Raw genomic sequence first — 18,861 nt, forward strand, 5'->3', positions numbered from 1 at the left:
CGGAGGCGTTCCCGTGTGGAGGGACGGTGTGCGGTGGAACTGACGTATCCCCGGTGCGCGGCGATCGACGTGGCCAAGAAGGAGATCGCGGTGTGCGTGCGCTTCCCCGGCCAGGAGCCGGGCGGGCGCGGCCAGGAGATCCGCAAGTACTCCACGTTCTACGGGGTGCTCAAGGAGATGTGCGCCTGGCTGCGGGAGACCGGGGTCACCATCGTGGCGATGGAGTCCACCGGGATCTACTCCAACCCGGTCTTCCACGCCCTGGTGGAGTTCGGCGACTTCGAGGTCCTCAAGTGCAATGCCGCGCACGTGAAGAACGTGCCCGGCCGCAAGACCGACGCCGCCGACGCGCAGTGGCTGTGCGAACTGCTGGAATGCGGACTGCTCAAAGGCTCCTACCTGCCCACCCCGGAGACCGCCCGGGCCAGGGACTACACCCGCTACCGGGCCAGGCTGGTCAGCTCGCGCACCAGCGAGACCCAGCGGCTGCACAAGACCCTGGAGGACGCCGGGATCAAGCTCGACTCGGTGGCCTCCGACGTGCTGGGCGTCTCCGGGCGCGCGATGGTCCAGGGCCTGATCGACGGCGAGCGTCGCGGCGCGGTCCTGTCCGAACTCGCACGCGGGGTGCTGCGCAAGAAGATCCCGGACCTGTCGATGGCCCTGTCCGGGCGCTTCAGCGAGCACCACGCCGGACTGTGCCGCCTGCACCTGAAGCACATCGACCAGCTGAACGAGCTGATCACCGAGACCGAGGCGCAGATCGAGGCGCTGATGCTCCCTTTCCAGCACTCCCGCGAGTTGCTGATGACCATCCCGGGAATCGGTAGCCACGCGGCAGCGGTGATCCTGTCCGAGATCGGCCAGGACATGTCGTTCTTCCCCACCGCGGACCACCTGGCCTCGTGGGCCGGACTCGCACCGGCCAACAACGAGTCCGGCGGCCACCGCCGCCCGGCCGGCACCCGCAAGGGCAACCAGCACCTGCGCAACCTGCTGGTCGAGAGCGCCTGGACGGTCGCCCGCACCAAAACCAGACCCGGCGCCCGGTTCCACCGCCTGGTACGACGCTTCGGCGGGGCCCGCAACCCCCGCGCGAAGAAGAAGGCCGCCATCGCCGTGGCCCACACCCTGCTCCTGATCATCTACTACGTCCTGGACCGGCAGGTCCCCTACACCGACCTGGGCCCCGACTTCTACACCCGGCACGAGGACCCCGAGCACTACAAGGACAAGCTCGTCGCCCGCCTGAAAAAGCTCGGCTACGACGCCACCCTCACCCCCGCCACCACCTGAAAGGAAACCGCCACCACCCACCCGGCTCCGCCGGGCGCTGCCGCACGCCTACCGAACGCCCAGTTTCGTCTCAGCCACCCACAGCTGCCGCAAACAGCCGGCTACGCCGTCCCGCCTCCCCCATCACCCCCGGTCACAGCGCCCCCCGCACCTCCCCCAGACGTTCGAGCTGTTCCCGCTGGCCCGGGAGGCCGAGGGCGCCGAGGCGGCAGACCAGGTGGCGGGCGCCCTCGGCGGTGTAGCGGGACAGGTGGGCGGCGACCGTGGCGGCTGGGCCGGTGACCAGGGACTGGATGGTCTCCAGTTCCTCCAGGGGCAGGCCGTAGTTGGCTCGGGCGAAGGCGTCGAGAGCTGAACGGCCGCGCTCGGCGTCGTCGTCGATCAGGACGGTGACGTAGACGGCCGGGGTGATCGCCTCGGCGGTGCGGCCGGCTGCTTCGGCGGCGGTGCGTACCGCGTTCAGACCGGATCCGTAGGCGGCGGGGTCGGGTGGGTAGGGGAGCCAGCCGTCGTAGAGGCGGCCGGTGCGGGCCAGGGCGGTGGGGGCGGCGGCGCCGAGCCAGATCGGGGGACCGCCCGGGCGGTGCGGAGCGGTGCTCTGCGGCAGGTCGTCGAAGTGCAGCAGCTCGCCGTGGAAGGAGGACGGGGCGTCGGGCGACCAGAGCTGCCGCCACAGCGCCACGGTGTCGTCCAGCCGGGCGAAGCGGCGCTCCCAGGGGACCTCGGACAGCTCGTGCAGGGGCTTGCCGAAGCGTCCGGGGAAGCCTGCGCCGACGCCCAGCACCAGCCGTCCGCCGGACAGGGCGTCGACCGAGGCGAGTGTCTGGGCGGCCTGGACCGGTCGGCGCAGCACCGGCAGCAGCGCGCCGGTGCCCAGGGTGACCCGTTCGGTGGTCGCGGCCAGGGCGGCCAGCATGGTGAGCGGCTCGATCCTGGGGCTGAGCAGTGAGTCGTTGACCCACACCGAGTCCAGGCCCAGCCGTTCGGCCCGGACGGCGAAGTCGATGAGCGTACGGGCGTCGGTTCCCGGCTCCCAGCTGCTGGTTCCGGTCGGCAGGAGTACGCCCAGTTGTGTGGTGTGCTTCATGCCCCGGACTCTGCCCGCGGCGGTGAATCGCGGCAATTCCCTTGAGGGAATCGCGGAGTGGGGTCCGGTGGCATAGAACGGGAGGGTGGACTTCCCCCAGGCGCTGCGCGCGTACCGGAGCCGGTCCCGGCTCAGCCAGCTGGAGTTGGCCGTCCGTGCCGGAACTTCGCAGCGCTATGTCAGCTTTGTGGAGAGCGGCCGCTCGCAGGCCGGGCGCGGGATGGTGGTGCGGCTGGGCGAGGCGCTCGCGCTGCCGCTGCGGGAGCGCAACAGCCTGCTGGCGCTGGCCGGGTTCGCCCCTGTCTACCCGGAGACCCCTTGGGAGGAGGAGGGGTTGGAGCCGGTGCGGTCGGCGATCGGGCACATCCTCGACGGTCATCTGCCGTTCCCCGCCGTGGTGGTGGAGCGGCACGGCGACCTGGTCGCCGAGAACGCGGCCTTCGCGCTGGTGCGCGGTGAGGGGGTCGCCTCCTGGCTGCTGGAACCGCCGGTGAATGTGTACCGGCTGGCGCTGCACCCGCAGGGGATCCGGCCCCGGATCGAGAACTTCGACGTCTGGGCCCGCCATGTCATCGAGGGCCTTCGACGGACGGCTCTGGCCACGCCGGACGAGAGAGCGTTGGACCTGCTGGCCGAGCTGGAGCGCTACGTCCCCGAGGAGCCACCCGAGGCCGGCCATCTCGGCTTCGCCGTCCCGCTGGAATTGCGCTCGCCGCTCGGCCTGCTGCGGTTGCTGACCACGGTCACCACCTTCGCCACGGCGGTGGACGTCACCGTGGCTGAGCTGAGGCTGGAGGCTTTTCTGCCGGCCGACGCGGCTACGGCGGGTGCGCTTTCAGCGGCGAACTCTGCGGCAATCGCAGAACGTACACAAACGGAAGGACGCGCGTAGACAACTGGACATGTCAAGTTAACCGGATTCCTCTTCCCCCAGTTCTACGCGCGTGGTTCTCTGGTTGGCGCGCCAGTCCGCCGGGGCTGACGAACCCTCAAGTGTCCAGGGAGACACGATGATCCGGACCACCCTGCGCCGCGCCGGAACCATCCTTGCGGCCTGCGCGGCAGCGCTGGGCAGCGCCCTGCCCGCCCACGCCGCCGGCAGCTACTCGGCGTTCGCCTTCTCGCTGAGCAGCAGCGAGCCGACGATCTACAACTTCATCAACTCGGCGACCACGTCGCTGGACATGACGATGTACGAGCTGAACGACAGCACCGCCGTGGCCGACCTGGTGGCCAGGGAGAAGGCCGGGGTCGCGGTCAGGGTGATCCTGGACCGCACCAAGACGAGCATCAACGGCTCGGCCTACTCGACGCTCAAGGCCGCGGGGGTCGGGGTGGTCTATTCGTCGTCCTCCTACGTCTACACCCACCAGAAGACCATCACCGTCGACGGCGCCGAGTCGCTGATCCTCACCGGCAACCTCACCGCCAACTACTACTCGACCAGCCGCGACTACGGCGTCTTCGACACCGACAGCACGGACGTCGCCGCCATCGAGACGGTCTTCAACGCGGACTACGCCCACACCTCGGTCACCCCGAGCGACGGCGACAACCTGCTGTGGTCGCCGACCGACTCGCAGACCCGGCTGCTGAGCGTGATCAACGGCGCGACGAAGACCCTCGACGTCGAGGAGGAGGAGTTCAGCGACACCGCCGTGGTCAACGCGATCGTCGCCCGGGTCAAGGCCGGCGTGACCGTGCGAGTGGTGCTGGAGTACCCGGGCAGCTACTCCTCCGAGGTGTCCGCGGTGAAGGCGGCCGGCGGCACGGTGCGCGGCTACTCCTCCAGCACCGGCTACTACATCCACGCCAAGGCGATCGTGGCCGACTACGGCCTGTCCACCGCGAAGGTGGAGGCGGGTTCGATGAACATCACCAGCAACTCGCTCAGCAACAACCGGGAGCTGGGGATCATCCTCACCGACACCGGTGTGGAGGGCGTCGTCGAGACCGCCTTCGCCTCCGACTACTCCGGCGGTACCGCGGCCTGAGGCCGTATCAGGAAGCCGAAACGCGAGCGAGGGCAGCCCGGGGGTCGGGCTGTCCTCGCACTGGTGGCTACCGTCAGCCCCGGGGCTCGGGGAGGGCGATGGCGTCGGAGGGCGGTCCTGACTTGGGGCGGCGGGGTTCGCGGTCGCCGGCGAAGGGCGGATTGCGGCGCGGGCCGCCGCCGCGGCCGCCGAGCCGGTGCAGGCGGTCGGCGAGGTACCGCATCGGCGCACTCAGGGCGATGACCACCGAGTGGTGGGTGACCACCCAGAGGAACTGCCGGGGGCCCTCCAGGGCTCCGCCGTACTCGAGCCTGGCGACGGTCCGCCGTCCCCTCGGCGAGCCGGCCCGTTGCAGCGGGTACGCGATGAACGGCCACAGCGGCAGCAGCACCAGTACGGCGAGGTTGACCAGCAGCCCGCGGACCGGGTGCAGGCGGCGGCGCGGCGCACGGTAGTGGCGGCGCCGGGCCAGGTCGTTGATGTCATGGTGGGCTCGCGGCCTGCGGCGCAGCGCGTGACGTATCGGCCGTGGAAGTGACGGCATATCAGCCTCCCTGTCTCCAGGGTGCCCCAGCACTGCGCCGATCGGAAGCGGTTCCCGTGTTCGAGGTGCTGATCAGGGGGAATGCGTCGAGACTGGGAGCGGTGACTGAGGAGAGGGATGCAGGTGCACAGTGTTGCTGGGAGGGGGCCCACCGGTGACCGGGCAGGGCAGGTCGCGTCAGAACAGGTCCAGGCAGAACAGGTCCAGGCAGGGCAGGTCCGGGCGGAGCAGGGCGGGCGGGGCGGGCAGGCCGTCATGACTCAGGCCGGGGCGGACGCCGGCCCGGCCGCGGAACCGGGCCGGCTGCGCCGGCTGGCGCGCCGCTCGCGGATGCCGCTGCTCGCCGCCGGGACCGGGGCACTGCCGGTCCTGATCTTCCCCACCGTCGGCTGGTGGTGGTTCGCCTATGTCTGCCTGGTGCCGCTGATGCTGGTGGTGCGGTCGGCCCCGACCCGGCGCCGGGCCATGGTGCTCGGCTGGTGGGGCGGGGCGGGCTTCCTGGTCGGCGTGATGAGCTGGCTGATCCCCACCCTGAACGTGGCGATCCTGGTGCTGGCCGGGCTGCTCGGGCTGTTCTGGGCGCCCTGGGGCTGGCTGGTGTGGCGGCTGCTGCGCGGGCGTCCGGACGCGGGGCGGGCGGCAGCGGCCGTGGTCCTGATCCCCTGTGCGTGGCTCGCCATCGAGACCGTCCGCTCCTGGCAGTACCTCGGCGGACCGTGGGGGCTGCTCGGCGCGAGCCAGTACCGGCAGCACCCGGCGCTGGTGCTGGCCTCGGTCGGCGGGGTGTGGCTGGACAGCCTGTTCATCGTCACCGTGAACACCGCCGTGGTGGTGCTGATCGCGGCCTGGGGCCGGTCCGCCGTCGCCTACGGCACCCTGCTGGCGCTGGGCGGCTGCACGGTGGCGGCGCTGGCCTGGGCCCCGCAGCCCCGGCTGACCGGCCGGACGGCCACCGTCGCCGTGGTCCAGCCCGGCGGCTCGAAAACCCTGGACGACCGCACCGCGCGCGGCGAGGAGTTGACCCGCACGCTCATCGGCACCCGTCCCGACCTGGTGGTCTGGGGCGAGAGCAGCCTCGGCTACGACCTGGCGGACCGCCCGGACCTGACCGCCCAGCTGGCCGCGCTGTCCGCCCAGGTCGGGGCGGACCTGCTGGTCAATGTGGACGCGGCCCGGCCCAACGGGGCGATCTACAAGAGCTCGGTGCTGGTCGACCCGCAGGGGCTGACCGGGCAGCGCTACGACAAGATCCGGCTGGTGCCGTTCGGCGAGTACATCCCGATGCGCCCGGCCCTGGGCTGGATCGCCTCGTTCTCCAAGGCCGCCGCCGTCGACCGCCGCCGGGGCACCACCCCGGTGATCATGACGGTCCCGGAGCCGGGCGGCGGGACGCTGCGGATCGGACCGCTGGTGTGCTTCGAGTCCGCGTTCCCCGACATGAGCCGGGCGCTGGTGAACATGGGCGCGCAGCTGGTGGTGGTGCAGTCCTCCACCTCGACCTTCCAGGACACCGCCGCACCCGAGCAGCACGCCTCGCTCGCGGCCTTCCGCGCCGCCGAGACCGGCCGCCCGGTGGTGCAGGCGACGCTCACCGGCGTCAGCACCGCCTACGACCCGCTGGGCCGCCAGGTCGGCCGGGCGCTGGGCACCGACGACCGGGGGACGTTCACCTACCGGATGCCGCTGGCCACCGGCTCCACCCTGTACGACCGCTGGGGCAACTGGGTGCCGACCGGCTGCTGCCTGCTGCTGGTGGTCACGGCGGGCGGCTGGGTGCTCCTGGAGCGCCGGAACCGCAGCTGACGCTCAGAGGCACCCGTAAGTGCGAGATTCCTGCCCGATTCCGGGCAGAATTCTTGGTTTCGAGGACGCGGATGCGTAAGGTCACTCCTTGTGTCCAGTCCTGCCCGCTCCGCCGCGTCCGTACCTGACGATCTGCTCGACCATCTGGCCCGCACCACGGCCCTCGGCCCGAACGAGGCGGCGCGGGTGGTCGCCGACGTCCTCGCCTACTTCGCCGAGAGTACCGAGGAGTACGTGCGCCGGCGGCACGGCGAGCTGCAGGCGCGCGGGCTCACCAACGAGCGGATCTTCGAGCGGATCACCGCCGAGCTGCCGCAGCGGCGGGTGCGCGCACCCGAGCTGTCCGCCCGACAGCTGCGCCGCCTCGTCTACGGCTGAGCACCCGCTCTCCTCACCCTCCTGTCTTCACCCTCAACGAAGGAGCCCTGTATGTGCGGAATCGTCGCCTACATCGGTCCCAGGGACGCCGCGCCCATCCTGCTGGAGGGACTCCAGCGCCTCGAGTACCGGGGATACGACTCCGCCGGGGTGGCCGTCGCCGCCAAGGGCGGGCTCAAGGTCCGCAAGAGCAAGGGCCGGGTCGGCGAGCTCGCCGCGCTGGTCCCGGCGCGCTTCACCGGCAAGGCCGGCATCGGCCACACCCGCTGGGCCACCCACGGCGAGCCCAGTGACGCCAACTCGCACCCGCACCTGGACGGCGCCGAGCGCATCGCCGTGGTGCACAACGGGATCATCGAGAACGCCGACGAGCTGCGCGCCAAGCTGACCGCCGACGGCTGCGTCTTCACCTCGGAGACCGACACCGAGGTGCTGGCGCACCTGATCGCCGGTCTCGCCACCGAGGGCGTCGAGCTGGAGGACGCCGTGCGGGCCGCCCTCAAGCGCGTCGTCGGCACCTACGGCATCGCCGTCCTGGACGCCGAGCAGCCCGACCGGATCGTGGTCGCCCGCAACGGCAGCCCGATCGTGCTGGGCATCGGCGAGAAGGAGATGTTCGCCGCCTCCGACGTCTCCGCCCTGGTCCGCTACACCCGCCAGGTCGTCCACCTGGACGACGGCGAGCTGGCGACGGTGCGCGCCGACGGCTTCAACACTTTCACCCAGGAGGATGCCCGGGCCACCGCCAAGCAGCCCTCCACGGTGGACTGGGAGGAGGCCTCCTACGACACCGGCGGCCACGCCCACTTCCTGCTCAAGGAGATCCACGAGCAGCCCACCTCGGTGGAGCGCACCCTCAGCGGCCGGGTGGACGAGCGCTTCTCCACCGCGCACCTGGGTGGCCTCAACATGGACGCCCGCGAGGCGCGCGCCTTCACCCGGGTGAAGATCCTCGGCTGCGGCTCCGCCTACTACTCCGGCGAGCTGGGCGCCCAGCTGATCGAGGAGCTGGCCCGGATCCCCGCCCACGCCGAGCCCGCCTCGGAGTTCCGCTACCGCAACCCGGTGATCGAGGCGGACACCCTCTACATCGCGGTCAGCCAGTCCGGCGAGACCTACGACACCCTGGCCGCCGTGCAGGAGATCAAGCGCAAGGGCGGACGGGTGCTCGGCGTGGTCAACACCGTGGGCAGCGCCATCGCCCGGGAGTGCGACGGCGGGATGTACCTGCACGCGGGGCCGGAGATCTCGGTCGCCTCCACCAAGGCGTTCACCTCCACCTCCATCGCCTTCGCGCTGATGGCGCTGCACCTGGGCCGGGTCCGCGACCTGTCCCCGGCGGACGGGCGGCGGATCTGCGCCGGGCTGAAGGCCCTCCCGGACCAGATCCGGGAGATCCTGGCGCAGGAGAAGGAGATCGCCGAGCTGGCCGGCAAGTACGCGGACCACCCCGGGATGATGTTCGTCGGCCGGGTGCGCGGCTGGCCGGTGGCCCGCGAGGGGGCGCAGAAGCTCAAGGAGGTCTCCTACGTCCACGCCGAGGCCTACCCGGCGAGCGAGCTGAAGCACGGCCCGCTGGCGCTGATCGGCCCGGATCTGCCGACCGTCGCGATCGTGCCGGACGACGAGCTGCTGGAGAAGAACCTCACCACGCTCGGTGAGATCCGGGCCCGCCGCGGCCCGGTGCTGATGGTCGGTCACACCCGCCCGGAGGCCAAGCTCGCCGAGGACGCCATCCTGGTGCCCAAGAACGAGCCCGAGCTGGACCCGATCCTGCTCGGCATCCCGCTCCAGCTGTTCGCCTACTACGCGGCGGTGGCGCTGGAGCGGGACGTCGACAAGCCGAGGAACCTGGCGAAGAGCGTCACCGTCGAGTAGTCACGCGAGTAGTCACGTCACCGACGGGCGGCCGGTGCCGAGTCCGCGGTCTCCAGGGCGAGATGCGCGGTGATCACCAGGGTGCCGTCCTCGACCTGGTAGTCCAGCGGGACGCCGAGTCGGCGCAGGGTCGCGATCATGCCGCTGTTGGATGCGGTGGTCACCGCGTAGACCTCGTCGATCCCGGCGTCCCGCGCCAGCTCCACCAGCCTGCGCACCAGCTCGCTGCCGAGGCCACGGCGCTGCCGGGCGTCCTCGACCAGGACGGCGATCTCGGCGCTGTCGCCGTCCCACATCAGATGGGCGAGGGCGGCCAGGCTGCCGTCCGGGGTCTCGGCGGTGAGGGTCTGGCCGTAGCGGGGCTCCAGCAGATGGCCCAGGTAGCGGTCGCTGTCGGCGACCGGGCCGTGGTAGCGCCGGCGCAGGGTGGCGCTGCTGCAGCGCTCGTGCAGGGCCACGGCGGCGATCCGGTCGGACGGGTCGGCCCGGCGTACCGTCAGCTCCTCGGCCGGGGCGCCCCGGCCGTCGAGCTCGATCACCGAGCGGGTGTCCGGGACCCGCGGGCCGAGCTGGGCGTCCAGCTCGATCAGGGCCCGGGCGCGGGCGAACTCGGTGGGGGTGAACGGCGGTTCGTCCCGGGTGACCAGCAGGATCCCGCCGGAGGGGTCGCGCAGCCGCATCGTGCTGCCGTCCAGCTCGTCCTCGTCGATGCCGCCCGGCTGCGAACGGATGGTGCACCGGCCGAACAGCTGGCGCAGTGCCAGCGGCAGCTCGGCGGCGTCCAGCGCGGTCCGGGTGGCCAGGTTGAGGATCCTGGTCGGCACGTCCACCAGGTCGTGCGCGTCTGCGCGCTCCAGCCAGACCTCGGTGCCGCCGGCCGCGACGACGGCCCGGGTGATGTCCTGCGGGGCCGTCTCCGGATGGGCCTGGACCACGAACTCGTCGACGGTCTCCTCGGCGAGCGGGTGCGCCTGCATGGAGATGATGTTGACCGGCAGATCGGCCAGCGCCCTGCACAGCCCGGCCAGGCTGCCCGGGGCGTCCGGGACGGTGGCCCGGATCCGCCAGAGCGGGGACTGCGGCGAGTGCGCCGGCGGCGCGGCCGTCTCGGTCGTCGCGGACGAGACGATGTCGCCGGGCGCCGGCCCCGGTGGGGGGTCCGGATGGCGGTGCTTCCACCAGCTGTGCCAGGCGGCGGTAGCCAGCAGTGCCAGCGCGGACGCCACCAGCAGGACCGGACCGTCATGGCCGTGGACGACGACATTGGCGATCAGATCGGCGATGGCCACCGCCATGAACACCGCGGACAGCTCCACGGTGTCACGGCGCCAGTGGTGTCGGGTGGTGTTTCTGCGGTCACGGTTCGTCAATTCAGCCATGCTGGCATCCTGTCGAACCGGTGTTTCGCGGTCACAAACGGATCATGACCAGAACATTAAGAGTCATTGATTCAGTTTTGTCAGGGTCTGTCCGAATTGCTGTTCGGGGGCGGAGTGCGCGTCAGCCTCCCGGAGCTGTTCCAGCAGTCCCTGCTGGTCGGCGAGCAGCACGGTGAGGATCCGCCTGGCGCAGCGCAGCAGCTCCGCGACATCGCCACCGGCCAGCGCGTACACCACAGTTGGCCCCTCCCGGGTGGACACCACGATGCCGGAGCGGCGCAGCAGGGCGAGCTGCTGGGAGAGATTGGAGGGCTCGATGCCGATGTCGGCGAGGAGCTCGCGCACCGGCCTGGGCCCGTCCTGGAGCAGTTCCAGGACACGGATCCGGACCGGGTGTCCGAGCATCCGGAAGAACTCGGCCTTGACCTGGTAGAGCGGGGGCTGGGTCACAGGTCGAGCCCGGCCTCGACCTGGTTCAGCTGGCGGCGGGCCAGGGCGAGGTTGGCCCGCTTGCGGTCCAGCACCAGGTAGAGGAAGAGCCCCTTGCCGCTGCGCGAGGTCAGCGGGCGGATCACGTGGTACTGGTTGGTGAGGGTGGTCAGGATGTCCTCGATGCCCCCGCTCAGGTTGAGCATCTCCATGACCCGGAGCTTGGCGCGGACCACGTCGGTGTTGCCGGCCGAGGCGACCGCCAGGTCGAAGTCCTTGCCCCCTCCCATCGTGCCCAGCGCCATGCCGCTGTTCACGTCCACGAGGGCGGCGCCGAGCGCGCCCTCGATCATCATTGCTTCCTTGAGTGCGATGTCGATGTCTGCCATGACGGTAACGCTAGGTACATGAGCGGATACAGCACTGATGAATTGCAGAACATCGCAACCCGAACCGCCCCAGGGTGTACCGTGCCCGCCGGGCCGAGGGGCTTGGCGCGGTCAGGCCGGGAAGCGTTCCAGGGCAGGGCGCTTGGCCAGGCGGCCGTCGCCCGAGGACTTGCCGGTGAGGCGGCGGACGATCCAGGGCAGGACGTGGATGCGGAGCCAGCGCAGGTCCGCGCGGACCTTGGCGGCCCGGGGGACCGGCGGGGCCGGGGGCAGGGGCTCGCGCCAGTCGAAGGACGCCGGGTACCCGAGGGCCTGGAGGACGCCCTCGGCGACGCGGCGGTGGCCCTCGGCGGAGAAGTGGAGCCGGTCCTCGGCCCACATCCGCGCGTCGTCGAAGGCGGGCACATGGAAGAGGTCGACGACGGTGATGTTCTCGCGCTCGCCGAGTTCGCCGACGAAGCGCTGCAGCCGCAGGGTCTGCGGCATGATGCGGGCGCTGCCGCGCATCCGTCGGCTGGGGTCGACGCTGTAGAACATCACCAGCCGGCGGGCCTCGGCGGCCAGCCGCTCGGCGAGCCCGCCGAGCGTGCGCTCCACGTGGTCGAGGTCGCAGCCGGGCCGCATCACGTCGTTGAGGCCGCCGGCCAGGGTGACCAGTTCGCCACCGAGGGCCACGGCGGCGTCGCCCTGTTCGTCGGCGATCTGGCCGATCAGTTTTCCGCGCACCGCGAGATTCGCGTAGCGGAACTCCGCTGCGCCGGGCTCGGCGGCGGCCAGTTCGGCCGCGAGGCGTTCGGCGACGCGGTCGGCCCAGCCACGGTAGTGGCCGTTCGGCAGGATGCTGTCGCACATGCCCTCGGTGAACGAGTCACCGAGAGCGACCATGCTGCGGAAGACGGGGGTCTGGCTCATAGTTTCTGGATCCTAAGCCCTCGCTCCCGGTGCCTTGCAGCCGAGGTCAGCAGGTGTGTCGGCCTCGGGCCGAACAGCCCCGCACCATGACATTTGTCATCAGTTCCGATGACGCTCCGCCCGGCCCCGGGCGGCAGCGGGGCCGGAGGCTGGAGGCATGGACAACGCGGAGAACGTGATCGAGGCCGTTGGGGTGCACCGCCGGTACGGGGGCGGGTTCGAGGCGGTGCGGGGGGTGTCGTTCGAGGTGGCCCGGGGCGAGTTGTTCGCGCTGCTGGGGACCAACGGCGCCGGCAAGACCTCGCTGGTGGAGCTGCTGGAGGGGCTGGCCAGGCCGAGCGGTGGGGAGGTGCGGGTGCTGGGCTGCGATCCGTACGGCGAGCGGGCCCGGGTGCGGACCAGAACCGGGGTGATGCTTCAGGAAGGCGGCTTCGCAGCCGATCTGACGGTGGCACAGACGGTGCGGATGTGGGCCGGTTGCGTCAGCGGCGCCCGTCCGGCGCGGGAGGCGCTCGACCTGGTGGGGCTGGGCGCGCGGAGCGGCGTCCGGGTCGGGCAGCTCTCGGGCGGCGAGCGGCGCCGGCTGGACCTGGCACTGGCGCTGCTGGGGCGCCCGGAAGTGCTGTTCCTGGACGAGCCGACAACCGGCCTGGACACGCAGGGGCGGCATGACACTTGGGAGCTGGTACGGGAGTTGCGGGCGGGCGGCACGACCGTGCTGCTGACCACGCACTACCTGGAGGAGGCCGAGGCGCTGGCCGACCGGCTGGCCGTGCTGCACCAGGGCCGGGTCGTGGTCTGCGGCACGCCCGCGCAGGTGACCGGCGCGCGCCCGGCCCGGATCGGCTTCGACCTGCCGATCGGCTGGCATCTGGGCGATCTGCCGCCGCTGCCCGATCTCGGAGTGGTGCGGCACGAGGAGCGGGACGGGCGGGTGCTGCTGCACACCGACCGGCTCCAGCACTCGCTGCTGGTGCTGCTGGACTGGGCGGAGCAGCGCGGGATCACGCTCGAACGCCTGGACGCCCGAACGGCGTCGCTGGAGGAGGCGTTCCTGGAGATCGCCAAGGACGCCAAGGACATCGCCAAGGACATCGCCAAGGACGGGGCCCTGCGATGACGTCGACGGAGAGCACCACTGCACGGAGGCTGTCGGCGCTGGGCCGCGCGGAGGCGACGCTGTTGCTGCGCAACCGGACCGCGCTGGCCACCGCCCTGCTGCTGCCGCCCGCGATGGTCGCGGGCTGGCGTCCGGCGAGCGCCGGATTCGCCCGGGCCGGCGGGTCAGCAGCCGGAGCGGACCAGTTGCTGATGATCGGCGGCATCGGCTTCGTCCTGCTGTTCGTCGTCTACTACAACCTGGTCGCCGCCTATGTGGCCCGCCGCGAGACGCTGGTGCTCAAGCGGCTGCGCACCGGTGAGCCGACCGACCTGGAGATCCTGGCCGGCACCGCGCTGCCGGCCGCCGCCGTGGCCGTGGCCCAGTGCCTGGCGCTGATCGCGGCCGGGGCCGTCCTGCTGCACCTTCCGCTGCCGCGCCGACCGGATGTGCTGCTGGTCGCGATGGCGCTGGGCGTGGTGCTGCTGACCGCGCTGGCGGCCGCCTCCAGCGTCTTCACCCGCAGCGTGGAGCTCGCCCAGCTCACCACGACACCGCTGCTGCTCGTCTCCGCCTTCGGCTCCGGGCTCGTGCTGCCGCTGGGGTCGATGCCGTACCCGGTCGGGGAGGTGTGCCGATGGCTTCCGCTGACCCCGGTGCTGGACCTGGTACGGGCCGGCTGGCTCGACGGCGCCCAGGCGCAGCCCGAGCAGCTCGTCCGCTCCCTGGTCATCGCGCTGGCCTGGACGCTGCTGGCCGTGTTTGCTGTACACCGGTGGTTCCGCTGGGAACCGCGCCGCTGACCACCGCCGACCACCAGGGAGAACTGATGGCACGTCTGACGGGCTGGTGGCACCGGCGCAGCGATCCGGCGCGGATCGAGCTCTACGTCCGCTCCTCGTTCCACCTCTTCGCGGTCATCGAGGTCTTCGCTCTGGTCGTCCCGACGGCCGGGGCACTGGGGTCGGCCTGGGCGAGGAGCGTGCTGTGCGCGCTGGTGACCGTCCACGCCGTGCTGTGCGCGGTGCTGTCGTCCAGGGGGATCGACTGGATTCTGGCCCGGCGCGAGCGTCCGGTCGGGCTGCTCGCCACGGTGGTCGTGGTGTCGGTCGCGGGTGCGTCGGCGGCGGCGCTGCTGCACACGGCCGGTTCGCTGCGGCAGGGAGGCCAGGCGGCGGTGATCGCCGTGGGTCTGCTCGGGTTCGGGCTGGGCGCCACGGTGCTGGGGGTCCGGGGGATCCGCGCCTCGCTGTGCTGGTTGCTGGGAGCTGTGGTCGGTGCGGCCGTGGTCGGCGCGCTGCTGGGACAGCCCTGGGCGGCCGCTGCGGCGCTCGCCTTCGCCGTCCTGGTTACCGGTGGCAGCATGGTCTTCACCAGCCTCTGCTCGGTCTGGCTGGCCTGCGTGGTGTGGGAGCTGGACGCCGCCCGCGAGGCGCAGTCGCAGCTCGCCGTCGCCGAGGAGCGGCTGCGGTTCGGGCGCGATCTGCACGATGTGATGGGGAGGAACCTGGCCGTGATCGCGCTCAAGAGCGAGCTGGCGGTGCAGCTGGCCCGACGCGGCAGTCCGGGGGCGGTGGAGCAGATGGTCGAGGTGCAGCGGATCGCCCGCGAGTCGCAGCGAGAGGTGCGCGCCGTCGTGCGCGGCTACCGCGGCGCCGACCTGGCCGTGGAGCTGGCCGGGGCGCTGTCGGTGCTGCGCGCGGCGGGAATCGACGGTCAGGCGCACGGTGTCGGCGGGGGCGAGCTGCCGGTCCAGGTGCAGGCGGCGCTGGGGTGGGTCGTGCGTGAGGCCACCACCAATGTGCTGCGCCACAGCGAGGCCCGCAGCTGCACCATCCGGCTGACCGCAGGCGAGGCGGCGGTGCTCTCGGTCGACAACGACGGGGTGCCCGAAGCGCGGGCCGACGGGGTCAGCGCCGACGGGGTGGGGGCCGACGGGGTGGGGGCCGACGGCTCGGGCTCGGGCCTGGACGGGCTGGCCGAACGTCTCGCGGTGCTGGGCGGCAGTCTGGACACCGAGTCGGGGGCCGGGGCGTTCCGGCTGACCGCCCGGGTGCCTCTGCCCGGACCGCAGGCGCGGACCGGGACCCCCGCCCCGGCGGCGGACCGTCGGGGCGCGGCCGTATGAGCGAACGCATCCGGGTGCTGCTGGCCGACGACGAGCACCTGATCCGCGGCGCGGTCGCCGCGCTGCTCTCCTACGAGGACGACCTGCTGGTCGTGGCGCAGGCCGCGAGCGGCGCCGAGGCGCTGGCGATGGCCCGGGCGCACCGGCCGGACGTGGCAGTGCTGGACCTGCAGATGCCGGGCGGTGTGGACGGCGTGGCCGTGGCCCAGGCGCTGCGCACCGCCCTGCCCGGCTGCCGCACGATGATCGTCACCAGCCATGGGCGGCCCGGCCATCTCAAGCGGGCGCTGGCGGCGGGTGCGCGCGGGTTCGTCCCGAAGACGGTCTCGGCCCAGCGGCTGGCCGAGATCATCCGCAGCGTGCACGCGGGCGGGCGGTACGTGGACCCGGAGCTGGCGGCCGACGCGATCAGCGCCGGTGAATCGCCGTTGACCGCGCGCGAGGCCGAGGTGCTCGAACTCGCCGCGGACGGAGCCCCGATCAGCGACGTCGCCCGGCGGGCCGCCCTCTCGCCCGGCACCGTCCGCAACTACCTGTCCTCCGCCACCGCGAAGCTGTCCGCGGACAACCGCCACACGGCGGTGCGCATCGCCCGCGAACGCGGCTGGCTGTAGCGGGAGGGATCGCGAGGGCTGCGGCCGGGCCGCTGAACGGGTGAATAGTGTGACCGGTGAGTTAGCGCCTGACCGCCCACGGTGACGATCGTTGCGATCGCCTGGTGTGTCCCCCCGCACCCGGGCCTCGGGCCCGTGGTCCGCACTCGGCGCGGAGGTAGGAAATGATGCGAAAGCAACCGATGCTCATAGGCGCTGCCGTCATCTGCGCGATCGGTCTGAGCGCCCCCGTCGCGGCTGCCTCCGACCGGTCGGACGGCAGCGCGGCGGCGATCACGCTGTCGAGCGAGCGGTCGGAGCCGGGCGGGACCGTGTCGATCGACGTCGACTGCACCGCCTACGACACCCCGCGGCCCTCGGGCGTCTCCTCGCAGGCCTTCAGCTCCACCGTGGCGCTGCACCCGGTCGCCGGCGCGATCGGCCACTTCTCCGCAGCCGCCACCATCCGCACCTCGCTCCGGCCCGGCACCTACACGGTCGCCGGATCGTGCCAGCCCGACAACGCGCGTTCCTCGGCCTTCGTGACCACGCTGAGGGTCAGCCGCTCGGACGACGAACGTCCGCGCCGGGAGAGGGAACGCGAGTCGGTGGTGGGCCCGGTGCACACCGGGGTCGGCGGCAGCACCTACTCGGCCAGTCCGGCCCAGGTCGCCGCGGGCTCCGCGCTGGTGCTCGGCGCTGGCGGCACCGCGGTGTGGCGCCGGCGCCGGGCGAACCGCGGTGGCGCGGATGGGGTCTCCTGACGGTCCGGCCGCCGCCTCCGCGGAGGCGGGCTCCCCGCGGGCGAGGAAGGCCGGGTTCCCCAAACTGGGCGCGGTGGTCCTGCTCGGCGTGGCGCTGGTCTACCACGGTCTGATGGGCGGGGCGCCGCCGCAGCCCACCTCGGCGGAGGCGCTCACGGCCCACCCCGACTGGGCCGACGCCCCGCCGGCCGCGCCGATGCCCGCCTCCGTGCCGCTGCGGATCCGGATCCCCGCGATCGGCGTGGACGCACCGCTCACCGGGCTCCATGTCGATGCGCAGCACCACCTGGTCCCACCCCCGGAGGAGCAGCGCAACCTGGCCGGCTGGTTCTCCGGCGGCACCGCCCCGGGCGCCGCCGGAGCCGCGATCATCGCCGGCCATGTCGACAACGCGCACGGTCCGGCGGTCTTCTACGGCCTGGGCTCGCTGCACCGCGGCGACACCGTCGGCATCCTGCGCCGGGACCGGCTGACCGCGACCTTCCGGATCGACGGCATCGACGTCTACTCCCGCACGTCCTTCCCGGACCGCAAGGTCTACGGGCCCACGGCCTACCCGGAGTTGCGCCTGATCACCTGCGGCGGCGGCTACACCCGGGCCAGCGGCTACCTCGGCAACGTGGTGGTCTTCGCCCACCTCGTCCCCGGTGCCGGACAGTAGAGTCTCCAGAATCTCCGTCGATCCGGACCCATCCTGCTACTCCCGACTGGCACCTGGTCGACGACGAGCTGTACCAGCACCTCAACGACGAACTCAGGACCATGGGCGCGTTCCTGGAGGGCCGGGTCACCTATGAGCTGATGGAGGCATTCTGGCCGACCGCCGACGCCGACCCGCGGGCCGCGCCGACGGTGGTCGATTTCGCCGGGATCTGACATGGTCGTCGGCGGCGCCGACCTGGCCGCGGCCTTCAGGTCGGCAACGGCGTGGTCCTGCTGCGCTACCAGCGCCCGGACTGACGCCGGCGCAGCCGCAGCCGCAGTCCGTTCAGCCGCCGAACGCCTCGCGGTGCTGACCGCTGAGGGCGGTGTACCACTCGGCGTTGAGCTTGATGTGGGCGCGTTCCTCGTCGGTCAGCTCGCGCCTGACCTTGGCCGGGACGCCGGCGACCAGCGAGCCCGGCGGGATCCGCATCCCCTGCGGCACCAGCGCGTTCGCCGCGACCAGCGAACCCGCGCCGACGACCGCGCCGTTGAGGACGGTGGCGCCCATGCCGACCAGGCAGTCGTCCTCGACGGTGCAGCCGTGCAGCACGGCGTTGTGGCCCACCGACACCCGGGCCCCGACCGTCGCCGGGAAGCCGAAGTCGGCGTGGACCGAGCAGTTGTCCTGGATGTTGCTGTCCTCCCCGAGGGTGATCGTCTCGCAGTCGCCGCGCAGCACCGCCCCGTACCAGACGCTGGAGCCGGCGGCCAGGCGCACCGAGCCCAGCACTGTCCCGGTCGGGGCGACGAAGGCCCGCTCGTCCACCTCCGGGGTGCGGCCGGAGACGGCGGCGATCAGCGGTCGGGCTACAGGTTCGGCCATGGGGTGCTCCCGGATCGACGGCGAAGGTTCGGTTGCACGCTACCGCCGCCGCCGCGCGTCATCGCCACGGGGCCGCCCCGGGCGCGAGACTTCGGTGCATGACCTCTCGACCCGCCCTGCACCGCTACCGCTTCACCACCGTCTGGGACCTGCCCGCGCCGCCGCGGCGGGTCTACGGCGTACTGGCCGATCCGCGCACCTACCCGGTGTGGTGGCCGGAGATCCTCGAGGTCCGGCAGCTGGACGAGCGCACCGGAGTGATGCGGTTCCGCTCGCTGCTCCCCTATGAACTGCAGGTGACCGCCCATGAGGCGCGGCAGGACCCGGAGGCCGGGGTACTGGAGGCGCGGCTCACCGGTGACCTGGAGGGAAGCACCCGATGGACCGTCACCAGCAGGGGCGACGGCGCGGCCGTGGCCGTCTTCGACGAGGACGTCGAGGTGCGGAAGCCCCTGATGAGACGGCTCGCACTGCCCGGCAGGCCGGCCTTCAGGATCAACCACGCGCTGATGATGAGAAGCGGAATGACCGGCTTGACACGGTATCTTGCCGTGTGCGAAGTCCTCGGCATTGGTCTTGACCAATGATCCGTGAAACCCCTACTGTCGCCATAGTGCAGGGTCCTTTAAGAAATAAGGGCTCATAAATACGAGCACCGGC

At 72.0% G+C, this 18,861-nt stretch carries 20 protein-coding genes and 1 pseudogene; 14 read left to right on the plus strand and 7 right to left on the minus strand.

Translation table 11 applies throughout. The features are described from left to right. Positions 1-33: 33 nt before the first annotated feature. On the plus strand, positions 34-1,296 hold the full coding sequence (locus ABH941_RS33965; RefSeq protein ID WP_370133512.1) for an IS110 family transposase: 1,263 nt from the start codon (positions 34-36) through the stop codon (positions 1,294-1,296). Positions 1,297-1,429: 133 nt separating this feature from the next. Here the strand turns inward: ABH941_RS33965 and ABH941_RS33970 are convergent, their stop codons facing one another. Further along, positions 1,430-2,383 carry an LLM class flavin-dependent oxidoreductase gene (locus tag ABH941_RS33970; protein WP_370133513.1) on the minus strand — a complete coding sequence of 318 codons (954 nt, stop codon included), beginning with the start codon at positions 2,381-2,383 and terminating at the stop codon, positions 1,430-1,432. Positions 2,384-2,468: 85 nt separating this feature from the next. Between ABH941_RS33970 and ABH941_RS33975 the strand changes: the two genes are divergently transcribed. Then, positions 2,469-3,275, plus strand: coding sequence for a helix-turn-helix domain-containing protein (locus ABH941_RS33975; RefSeq protein ID WP_370133514.1), 807 nt, complete (start codon positions 2,469-2,471; stop codon positions 3,273-3,275). Between the two features lie 118 nt (positions 3,276-3,393). After that, on the plus strand, positions 3,394-4,377 hold the full coding sequence (locus ABH941_RS33980; RefSeq protein ID WP_370133516.1) for a phosphatidylserine/phosphatidylglycerophosphate/cardiolipin synthase family protein: 984 nt from the start codon (positions 3,394-3,396) through the stop codon (positions 4,375-4,377). Between the two features lie 73 nt (positions 4,378-4,450). Here ABH941_RS33980 and ABH941_RS33985 read toward each other — a convergent pair whose 3' ends face one another. After that, complete coding sequence (locus ABH941_RS33985; protein WP_370133518.1) at positions 4,451-4,921, minus strand: hypothetical protein; 471 nt, start codon at positions 4,919-4,921, stop codon at positions 4,451-4,453. Positions 4,922-5,176: 255 nt separating this feature from the next. Between ABH941_RS33985 and lnt the strand changes: the two genes are divergently transcribed. From lnt to glmS, 3 genes are all read left to right on the plus strand, one after another. Continuing rightward, entirely contained in the window at positions 5,177-6,724 is a 1,548-nt protein-coding gene (gene lnt, locus ABH941_RS33990) for an apolipoprotein N-acyltransferase (RefSeq protein WP_370133520.1), read from the plus strand. A gap of 90 nt (positions 6,725-6,814) precedes the next feature. Further along, positions 6,815-7,102: a hypothetical protein gene (locus ABH941_RS33995; RefSeq protein WP_370133521.1), complete on the plus strand. Its 288-nt coding sequence runs from the start codon at positions 6,815-6,817 to the stop codon at positions 7,100-7,102. Positions 7,103-7,153: 51 nt separating this feature from the next. Continuing rightward, the gene (gene glmS / locus ABH941_RS34000) at positions 7,154-8,980 is read left to right on the plus strand and encodes a glutamine--fructose-6-phosphate transaminase (isomerizing) (RefSeq protein ID WP_370133523.1); all 1,827 of its coding nucleotides are present in this window, start codon (positions 7,154-7,156) and stop codon (positions 8,978-8,980) included. Positions 8,981-8,997: 17 nt separating this feature from the next. Here glmS and ABH941_RS34005 read toward each other — a convergent pair whose 3' ends face one another. The 4 genes from ABH941_RS34005 to ABH941_RS34020 form a co-directional block, all read right to left on the minus strand. Then, complete coding sequence (locus ABH941_RS34005) at positions 8,998-10,359, minus strand: GNAT family N-acetyltransferase (RefSeq protein ID WP_370133524.1); 1,362 nt, start codon at positions 10,357-10,359, stop codon at positions 8,998-9,000. 63 nt (positions 10,360-10,422) lie between these two features. Further along, the gene (locus tag ABH941_RS34010; RefSeq protein WP_370133526.1) at positions 10,423-10,809 is read right to left on the minus strand and encodes an ArsR/SmtB family transcription factor; all 387 of its coding nucleotides are present in this window, start codon (positions 10,807-10,809) and stop codon (positions 10,423-10,425) included. After that, positions 10,806-11,177, minus strand: coding sequence for a hypothetical protein (locus ABH941_RS34015; RefSeq protein ID WP_370133528.1), 372 nt, complete (start codon positions 11,175-11,177; stop codon positions 10,806-10,808). Before ABH941_RS34015 ends, ABH941_RS34010 begins: the two co-directional genes overlap by 4 nt. Before the next feature lie 111 nt (positions 11,178-11,288). Then, a complete protein-coding gene (locus ABH941_RS34020) occupies positions 11,289-12,089 on the minus strand; it encodes an SGNH/GDSL hydrolase family protein (RefSeq protein WP_370133530.1) in 801 nt (266 codons plus the stop codon). 157 nt (positions 12,090-12,246) lie between these two features. On the opposite strand from ABH941_RS34020, the gene ABH941_RS34025 reads away from it, so the two are divergent. The 7 genes and pseudogenes from ABH941_RS34025 to ABH941_RS34055 form a co-directional block, all read left to right on the plus strand. Continuing rightward, positions 12,247-13,209: an ABC transporter ATP-binding protein gene (locus tag ABH941_RS34025; RefSeq protein ID WP_370133532.1), complete on the plus strand. Its 963-nt coding sequence runs from the start codon at positions 12,247-12,249 to the stop codon at positions 13,207-13,209. After that, positions 13,206-13,991, plus strand: a complete 786-nt coding sequence (locus ABH941_RS34030; RefSeq protein ID WP_370133534.1) for an ABC transporter permease — start codon at positions 13,206-13,208, stop codon at positions 13,989-13,991. Before ABH941_RS34025 ends, ABH941_RS34030 begins: the two co-directional genes overlap by 4 nt. A 26-nt stretch (positions 13,992-14,017) precedes the next feature. Further along, positions 14,018-15,316, plus strand: a complete 1,299-nt coding sequence (locus ABH941_RS34035; RefSeq protein WP_370133535.1) for a sensor histidine kinase — start codon at positions 14,018-14,020, stop codon at positions 15,314-15,316. After that, the gene (locus ABH941_RS34040) at positions 15,313-15,930 is read left to right on the plus strand and encodes a response regulator (RefSeq protein WP_370133538.1); all 618 of its coding nucleotides are present in this window, start codon (positions 15,313-15,315) and stop codon (positions 15,928-15,930) included. The genes ABH941_RS34035 and ABH941_RS34040 overlap by 4 nt, the downstream gene beginning before the upstream one ends. Before the next feature lie 167 nt (positions 15,931-16,097). Continuing rightward, on the plus strand, positions 16,098-16,673 hold the full coding sequence (locus tag ABH941_RS34045) for a hypothetical protein (RefSeq protein ID WP_370133539.1): 576 nt from the start codon (positions 16,098-16,100) through the stop codon (positions 16,671-16,673). Further along, complete coding sequence (locus ABH941_RS34050) at positions 16,660-17,334, plus strand: class F sortase (protein ID WP_370133540.1); 675 nt, start codon at positions 16,660-16,662, stop codon at positions 17,332-17,334. The genes ABH941_RS34045 and ABH941_RS34050 overlap by 14 nt, the downstream gene beginning before the upstream one ends. Positions 17,335-17,378: 44 nt before the next feature. Further along, positions 17,379-17,546, plus strand: a pseudogene (locus tag ABH941_RS34055) (dihydrofolate reductase); the annotation flags it as partial. Between the two features lie 115 nt (positions 17,547-17,661). Here the strand turns inward: ABH941_RS34055 and ABH941_RS34060 are convergent. Then, the gene (locus ABH941_RS34060) at positions 17,662-18,201 is read right to left on the minus strand and encodes a gamma carbonic anhydrase family protein (protein WP_370133542.1); all 540 of its coding nucleotides are present in this window, start codon (positions 18,199-18,201) and stop codon (positions 17,662-17,664) included. A 98-nt stretch (positions 18,202-18,299) separates the two neighbouring features. Here ABH941_RS34060 and ABH941_RS34065 point away from each other — a divergent pair, with 98 nt between their 5' ends. Beyond that, the gene (locus ABH941_RS34065; protein WP_370133543.1) at positions 18,300-18,788 is read left to right on the plus strand and encodes an SRPBCC family protein; all 489 of its coding nucleotides are present in this window, start codon (positions 18,300-18,302) and stop codon (positions 18,786-18,788) included. Positions 18,789-18,861 lie beyond the last annotated feature (73 nt).

The sequence above is a fragment of the Streptacidiphilus sp. EB103A genome (assembly GCF_041261405.1).
Lineage (GTDB): Bacteria > Actinomycetota > Actinomycetes > Streptomycetales > Streptomycetaceae > Streptacidiphilus.